The following is a 7,682-nucleotide window of genomic DNA, read 5'->3' on the forward strand; positions in this document are numbered from 1 at the left end:
CAAAAGAAACAATTAAGATGACTGATCCAGAAAATCTTTTAACGACAGGTCTGGAACTTAGTGTAAAATATAAAAACAAGCCTGAACAGACTTTGCTGCTGCTTTCAGGTGGGGAAAAATCAATGCTGGCAGTTTCGTTTATAATGGCAATCTTTATGTTTAAGCCAAGCCCATTTACATTTTTTGATGAAATAGAGGCGGCATTAGATGAAAAAAATACAAAAAAAATTGTAGAGCTTCTGCATCAGTTTATTGACAAATCGCAGTTTATATTAATTACTCATAATAAGGAAACAATGAAGGGTTCTCACAGGCTTTACGGGGTTACGATGAATAAGGAAATTGGGGAAACTAAGATTGTATCGGTGGATGTATAATTTTTTCTTTTTTACTGGTAATTTTTTGATATTTTTGATAAAATATAATAAAAAATTTAAAATAACTTAATACAATTATCTCAAATTTAAGTTTGGTTTACGCGATACTGCAGTACAATTTCCAATATAGAATCAAATTTTTACTAAATACTTATGTATATATAAAATTTATAATTTAATATCTAAATTTCAAGGAGATGGTCATGGCAAAAAGTAACGTTTCAAGACGCGACATACTCAAAATGAGCCTAGCAGGCGCCGGTGCGCTTGCGCTAGGAGCGGTAAATGCAGAAGCTGCAGTAAGCGCAAAAGACGTAAAATTTGACGAGGAGTGGGATGTCGTCATCATCGGCAGCGGCTTTGCGGGTCTTGCAGCGGGCATCAAAGCGAGCGAACGCGGAAACAAGGTGCTAATCCTAGAAAAAATGGGTCGCGTGGGCGGCAACAGCGTCGTAAACGGCGGAATTTTTGCCGTGCCGGGTAGCGAACTACAAAAGAAAAACGGCGTCAAAGACTCAAAAGAAATTTTCATCGCCGACTGCGTAAAAGCGGGGCTTGGACTAAATCACGTCGAGCTGCTTGAAGTGCTAGCCGACCGCGCCGTAGATACGTTTAACTTCACCGTAAAACACGGCGCAAAATACCTAGACAAGCTCATCTTAGAGGGCGGCCATAGCGTGCCTAGAACGTACTACACCGAAAACACCAGCGGCTCTGGTATCGTGCAGCCTCTCGTGGAGTCGTTTAAAAAAACCGACGGTTGCGAGCTTCGTACTCGTACGAAATTTGACGACTTCGTAACAGACGAAAGCGGTCGCATCGTCGGCGTAACCGTGAGGGAAAACTATAAATTCGATAAGGATTTATTTAGCGACGACCGAGAAAACAAAGGCGGCGACAAAAAAATCATCAAAGCTAAAAAAGGCGTCATACTCGCAAGCGGCGGCTTTTGTAGCGATAAATTCTTTAGAAAGCTCCAAGATCCTCGCGCGGTACCAGAGTTTGACACTACAAACCACCCGGGAGCCACTGCAGGCGCGCTCATTTCGGCATTTAAGGTAGGCGCACTGCCGGTGCAAGTGGGCTGGATACAGTACATCCCGTACAAATGCCCGGACGAAAAAGGCAACGGCATCACGAGCAAATTTGCCGCGCAAGCTAGCTTCCGCTATGGTTTTTCCGTCGATCCAAAAACCGGCAAACGCTATATGAACGAGCTAGCCGACCGCAAAATCAGAGCCGACGCGATGTTTAAAATCATCGACGCCAAAGCAAACAGCTATCCGATCAACCTCTGCGACTCCGTAGCTGCGGCAAAACTAGTGCCGAGTGACCTCGAAAATCCGATGAACAACGGCGTCATCAAAAAATTCGACACGCTTGAGGAGCTGGCGGCGTTTTATAAAATGCCTGCAGGCGAGCTAACCAAGACCGCCGAGCGTTACAACGGCTTTGTGGCATCGGGCGTCGACGAGGACTTCGGTAAACCGATGAAACTAACCAACGGCATCACAGTCTCAAAACCGCCATTCTACGCTATGCGCGGCGCTCCGAAACTACACCACACCATGGGCGGCGTAAAGATCAACACCAAAGCGCAAGTCCTAAATATCGACGACGAGCCGATCGCCGGTCTATATGCCGCGGGCGAGGTTACGGGCGGTACGCACGGAGCTAGCAGGCTAGGTAGCTGCGCGATACTAGACTGCCTAACGTTTGGTATGATAGCAGGAGAAAATATTTAATTTCTAGTTTAACACGAAGGGGAGGCAAAACTCCCCTTTTTCGCCGACAAACCCGCCTGCTTGAGGCTTCGCGCCAAAGACCAAAATTTACAAATTTACTCTAGTGCCCTTATATAAGCGCACTTATTTTAAAAGTACTTTCTCTGCTTAAATTTAATAACCATTTAAAACAAATTTATGTATATTTTCTCTTTTATGTGTCATCAAATTTGAGCATCAAATTTTGCAAATTTAAAACCAAAACCGCCGAAAGAGAAAAATGGATAGAAATTTTAATAAAGCAAGAAACCAAGGCATTCTCGGCGCGGTTTGCATCCTGTGTGCGAGCGCGAGTTTTCTAGCGAGCGATCAGAGTGTGTTTTGGATCGTTCGCACGCTAGCGTGGCTGTTTGCGCTGACGTTTTTCCACTATGCGCTCATCCGTGCGCAGGAGCTATCAAGCACAAACGTCTTTACCATCTTCAAATACGCCTACAACGGCTTTTTAGCAGTGATCCTCTGCACGGTCGCGCTCTACGTTTTTGATAAAAATTATCTCAGACTCATCTCCCGCGTTATCATCCCGCTTGCCGTATTTGCTGTCTCTATCGCATGGGTCGTCATAAATCTCAAACTCGCAAAGGCCTCGGGCTGCGCGCTTTTTAGCGTTTATGCGTGGATGCTTGTCGCTAGTATGGGCGCAAACTTTATTTATGGCATGCTAGAGGTTCTCTCGCCAGCTCTCATTGCCTCTATCGTCAAATTTGCACCTCTAGCAAACGCGCTCTTTGATCTAGCAACCTCGGGCGTCTTGCTCGCGGCGTGGATCAACGCGGAAAATTTCTCAAACGAGCAAGACGAAATCGAAGTAAATTTAACCAACCAGCTCGGCGATAGGTCAAATTTAAACGCCCAAAGCGCAAGCGAACCAAATTTTAGCGCTCAACACGAGCGAGCGACGGAGCTCAAATTTGACGCCGATCAAAGCCAAGCAAATAAAATTCCGCCCCAAAAAGAGAACGTGCAAGAAAATTCTTACGAACGAGAAACGCTAAAAGCAGCCAAAAGGCAAGGTATCATCTCGTGTCAGCTTATGCTAGCGACCGTTGCCGTATCGTTTTTTGCCAAGCTTTATCTGATATTTACGCGGCCGCACGGCGAGTCGCAAGAGCAGCTGATAAAACTGCTTGAAGGCTCGGTAAATTTCGTGCTTTTTCTCGCCGCGGCCGTTTATATGTGGCATGCGCTTAAAAAACTAGAGGAAATTTACGACGCCGACGTGCTTAGCATCTATAAACAGATGATTTTTGCATCTATCGTATTTGCGGTAGTTGGTATAGCATTTGGCTTTATACGCGGCATAGAGGACCGACCTGCCGCGGCTGGCACTGGGCTGGCAGGACTGTTTACACTGGCTATTACCGTCTATCTAGCCGTCCTTTGGGTTAAGTTAAATTTCAGCCTTGCAAAGATTACGGAAAACGATCTTTTTAAGACTTACGTATTTTTCGCTATCGCTAGCTTTATTATCGCCTTTGCGCTACAGATAATTTTTACAGCGGTCTTTTCCATACTGCTTGCAACGCTAGCCATCGCGGCACTCTACGTGCTGCCGACTGCATTTTATCTATACGCCTGGACTATGATAAAGGAGGAGTAAGATGAGCGAAAACGAACAAAATTTGACCGAAAACAGAGCCCAAACCGTAAACAACGCAAGAAATTTAGGATTTTTAGCGGCTATTTGCATGTCGCTTACGATTTTGTCGTCTTACATTGTAGCTTTTTCGCCGCAGTTTCAGGACAGAAACCATTGGGTACTCGGGACTATAGGCACAATCGTTTGTTTTTATGCGGCTTTTAAAGCACTTCAGCCTCTATGCGAGATAAATCTTATGCGGCCGTTTCATGCGAGTTGGGCTTTTGGGATCGCCATGCTGACAACGGTATATTTAAAGGAAAGATTTTATAGCACCGAGTTTATGCTTATATTTTTTACATTATTTACTTTGTCGGCGATTTCTTGGACGATTTTAAATTTTAGGTTGGCACGCGTCACGCAAAATCCGCTGTTTAAAATTTATGCCTACATGTTTATACTCTCGGCTTTATCCGGCTGCATCGCGGTTTTTGCAAAAGCGCAAATCGGCAGCGCACTCCACTGGATCAATATCTTGATAACGGCGACAGCTCAAGCTTTGCTCGTTGGCGCATGGTACGGCGTGGATGACGTGGAGGATGCTTAGTCAAATTTGACTATGAAATGCGCTGATAACGGCTCTGTAAGGCTTAATTTGACTTGCCAGGAAATGAAGAAATTTAGCAAATTTGAGTTAAATTTTAGCCCTGCTCGGCTTTGTTAAATTTACAAAAGCGGCTAGTAATTTTAAACAGATGAGTGCCGATTTTACCGCCGTTCGTATCAAAAAGGTGCGGGTTTTGCCGCCCTCGTGTAAATTTAACGGCCGAGTCAAATTTGACAAATTTGGGCAAATTCTTGCGAGACTATTTTCCCGCGCCGCGCGTAAAATTTGACCCAAACTCGCCCTATCCGTTCATCTTGGATAGCTTCTCGTTTTTGAGATTTGCCTCCATCTGGCGGATCTCATCCTCGCCGCTCCTTACGATACCTTCGTCACACTCAAAGTTTTTGGCGTCTATTTTTTTCGGGTATTTTACGTTTGCTAGGATGTACCTAAAAAGGTTGATACGAGCCTGCTTTTTACTATCTGAGACGATGATCGTCCACGGGCAAAACGGCGTGTTTGAGGCTAGCAGCATCGAGTATTTGGCGATGGTGTACTGATCCCAGAGCTCCTGGCTTTTTTCATCCACTGGGGAGATTTTAAACTGCTTTAGCGGGTCGGTGAGGCGCTCTTTGAAGCGCTTTTTTTGCTCTTCTTTTGAAACCGAGAGGTAAAATTTAAAGAAAATAATGCCCGAGTTTTTGATCATCTCCTCAAATTTAGGCACCTCGCGCAAAAACTCCTTGTGCTCCTCCTGCGTGCAAAAACCCATCACCGGCTCGACGCCGGCACGGTTGTACCACGAGCGGTCAAAGATCACGATCTCACCAGCACTTGGCAAATGCGCGACGTAACGCTGGAAATACCACTGCGAGCGCTCGACGTCGCTTGGCTTTTCAAGCGCCACGATGCGGCATCCGCGCGGATTTAGGTGCTCGGTTAGGCGCTTTATCGAGCCGCCCTTGCCCGCCGCGTCACGCCCCTCGATGATGATGAGTACGCGCAGACCCTGCTCTTTTACGTGATTTTGAAATTTTAAAAGCTCGATTTGTAGTTTTCTTAGCTCGTGCTCGTAGTCGAATTTCACGCTATCCGTGCCATTTTTACTCACTCTAAACCTCCTTTGGATATTTTTAAAATGTTACTATCAAATAATTAAAATTTAGCTAAAATACGCCTCTTAATTTAACATTTAACGCTGACTTTATGGGAGCTTGTGTAAAATACGACAAAAATTTCAAGGAATATTATGATTTTTAGGATGATTTTTGCGGCGGTTTTGACCTGCTGCGCTATGTTTGCCGAACCGCTTTCGGTCAAAGAAGCCTTCGGCCTCACCACGCACGCCGACGAGCAAAACGTCGAGTTTAGATTCGCCCCTGCACCAAATATCCACGTCTACAAAGACAGCCTCACAGCAAGCCTAGGCGATAAAAATCTAAACTCGCATCTAAACTTTCCAAAAGGCGAAATTTACGACGAGCGCGAGGTTTATACGGGCAAATTTAGCCTTTTTGTGCCGATAAATTTGCTAAAAGGGCTTAGCGGCGGCGAAAATTTCACACTAAAGCTCGAATACCAAGGCTGCGCCAAAGACGGCATTTGCTACCAACCTCAAATACTCAAATTTGGCGTCAAAAAGAGCCTTGCCGGCTACTCGGTCGCACAGATCATAGAAGCAGCCGAGCCTGAATTTGCCGGCTCGCAGGCACCACTCTCCGAACAAGACTCCATCGCTGCAAGCCTTAACAGCGCAAATTTCTTCCTCTCGCTCGCCACGTTTTTTGGCTATGGGCTGCTACTATCGCTCACGCCTTGCATCTTTCCGATGATACCTATCTTATCATCCATCATCGTCTCAAAGCAAGCTAGCGGCACGCACGGCGGCAAAAACGGTGGTGTAAATTTAATCGCGCCGGACGAAACCTCGGCCAAATTTGACAGCGACAACCCACGCGCTAAAAACAACAAAAACAAAAGCTCTCGCGCCACGAGCGGCTTTTTCCTATCTCTTATCTACGTTTTTGCGATGGCGTGCGCCTACGCGGTCGCGGGCGTGGCGGCTAGCGTTTTTGGCTCGGGTGTACAAAGCGCGCTACAAACACCGGCCGTACTGATCGGCTTTAGCCTCGTTTTCGTTGCGCTCGCGCTTTCGATGTTCGGACTTTACGAGCTTCAGATGCCCCTTGCCATGCAAAACGCGCTTAACAAAAAAGCCCAAAGCAAAGGCGGCATAATCGGCGTTTTTGCGATGGGATTTTTATCCGCACTCATCGCTAGCCCTTGCGTCGCCGCACCGCTTGCGGGCGCACTGCTTTATATCGCGCAGAGCGGAAACGCGCTGTTTGGCGGGCTTGCGCTCTTTACGATGGGGCTTGGCATGGGTGTGCCGCTACTGCTGATTGGGGCGAGCTCGGGTAAAATTTTACCGCGACCGGGCGCGTGGATGGATAAAATTAAGACGCTTTTTGGCTTTATCATGCTGATAATGGCGGTTTGGCTGAGCGCGCGCGTGCTGGGCGCTATGGCGGAGCTGCTGCTTTACGGCGTTATCGGCGTGTTTGCGAGCGTATTTTTCGGAGCTTTTGATGCGACAAAGGACGAGTACGGCAACGGCAAAAAACTGCTAAAAGGCACGGCGCTGCTAGTCTTTATCTACTCTGTTTTGCTCATCGTGGGCTCATTTTCGGGCGCAAAATCGGCGCTAAATCCGCTCGAAGGCTTTAAAAATGTAGGCGGCGCAAGCGTAAATTTGAGTAAAAACGAGCCAAATTTTATCGCCGTCTCAAATTTGACCGAACTAGAAAATGCGGTAAAAAGCTCGTCCAAACCCGTAATAATCGATTTTTACGCGACTTGGTGCGCTAGCTGCAACGAGCTTGACGAGATAACTTTTAAAGACGAAGCCGTGCTAAAAAAGCTAGCAAATTTCACTCTTTTGCGCGTGGACGTGACGAAAAACAGCAATGACGATGCGCAGATAATGAAAAAATTCGGGCTCATCGGACCGCCGGCGATACTCTTTTTCAGTGCAGGTAGCGATGCACAAAACGAGCTAAAAAATGCACGCCTCATCGGATTTTATCCGCCCGAAAAGTTTTTAGCCCATCTTGAAAAATTCGGGCTGTGAAATTTGCGTGGCGATTTTTGCGGTTTTATTCTTGAAATTTGAGATAATTAAAGCTGATTTAAATTTCGCTCGCTATAATTTCGCCTATCGTTACCCTGTAGTTTAGTGGTAGAACTGCTGACTCTGGATCAGCTAACAGAGGTTCGAATCCTTTCAGGGTAACCATTAAACCCCCTTTAAACCCCCAGTTAAAATTTACTCCGTT

Annotated in this window: 6 protein-coding genes and 1 tRNA gene; 6 read left to right on the top strand and 1 reads right to left on the bottom strand. The window is 46.2% G+C overall.

Annotated features, from left to right (window positions below):
* The 4 genes from Q0386_RS08645 to Q0386_RS08660 form a co-directional block, all read left to right on the top strand.
* Positions 1 to 377, top strand: a 377-nt coding sequence (locus Q0386_RS08645) for an AAA family ATPase (RefSeq protein ID WP_299029841.1), incomplete at its 5' end; no start/stop codon positions are given.
* A 203-nt stretch (positions 378 to 580) separates the two neighbouring features.
* Positions 581 to 2,122, top strand: a complete 1,542-nt coding sequence (locus Q0386_RS08650; protein WP_299029844.1) for a flavocytochrome c — start codon at positions 581 to 583, stop codon at positions 2,120 to 2,122.
* 259 nt (positions 2,123 to 2,381) lie between these two features.
* On the top strand, positions 2,382 to 3,761 hold the full coding sequence (locus tag Q0386_RS08655) for a hypothetical protein (RefSeq protein WP_299029847.1): 1,380 nt from the start codon (positions 2,382 to 2,384) through the stop codon (positions 3,759 to 3,761).
* Between the two features lies 1 nt (position 3,762).
* A complete protein-coding gene (locus Q0386_RS08660) occupies positions 3,763 to 4,347 on the top strand; it encodes a hypothetical protein (RefSeq protein ID WP_299029850.1) in 585 nt (194 codons plus the stop codon).
* Between the two features lie 301 nt (positions 4,348 to 4,648).
* Here Q0386_RS08660 and ppk2 read toward each other — a convergent pair whose 3' ends face one another.
* Positions 4,649 to 5,458, bottom strand: coding sequence for a polyphosphate kinase 2 (gene ppk2, locus Q0386_RS08665; RefSeq protein WP_299029853.1), 810 nt, complete (start codon positions 5,456 to 5,458; stop codon positions 4,649 to 4,651).
* A 138-nt stretch (positions 5,459 to 5,596) separates the two neighbouring features.
* On the opposite strand from ppk2, the gene dsbD reads away from it, so the two are divergent.
* Positions 5,597 to 7,477, top strand: a complete 1,881-nt coding sequence (dsbD, locus tag Q0386_RS08670) for a protein-disulfide reductase DsbD (protein WP_299029856.1) — start codon at positions 5,597 to 5,599, stop codon at positions 7,475 to 7,477.
* A 91-nt stretch (positions 7,478 to 7,568) separates the two neighbouring features.
* Positions 7,569 to 7,642: transfer RNA gene (locus Q0386_RS08675), tRNA-Gln, on the top strand.
* The last annotated feature ends 40 nt before the right edge of the window (positions 7,643 to 7,682 follow it).

This window comes from uncultured Campylobacter sp. (assembly GCF_938045625.1).
Classification (GTDB): Bacteria; Campylobacterota; Campylobacteria; order Campylobacterales; family Campylobacteraceae; genus Campylobacter_A.

What these genes read in the sequence shown, in the direction of transcription:
- Q0386_RS08655 (WP_299029847.1), top strand. Translation starts at nt 2,382, where the DNA reads ATGGATAGAAATTTTAATAAAGCAAGAAACCAAGGCATTCTCGGCGCG.
- Q0386_RS08650 (WP_299029844.1), top strand. Translation starts at nt 581, where the DNA reads ATGGCAAAAAGTAACGTTTCAAGACGCGACATACTCAAAATGAGCCTA.
- dsbD (WP_299029856.1), top strand. Translation starts at nt 5,597, where the DNA reads ATGATTTTTAGGATGATTTTTGCGGCGGTTTTGACCTGCTGCGCTATG.
- Q0386_RS08660 (WP_299029850.1), top strand. Translation starts at nt 3,763, where the DNA reads ATGAGCGAAAACGAACAAAATTTGACCGAAAACAGAGCCCAAACCGTA.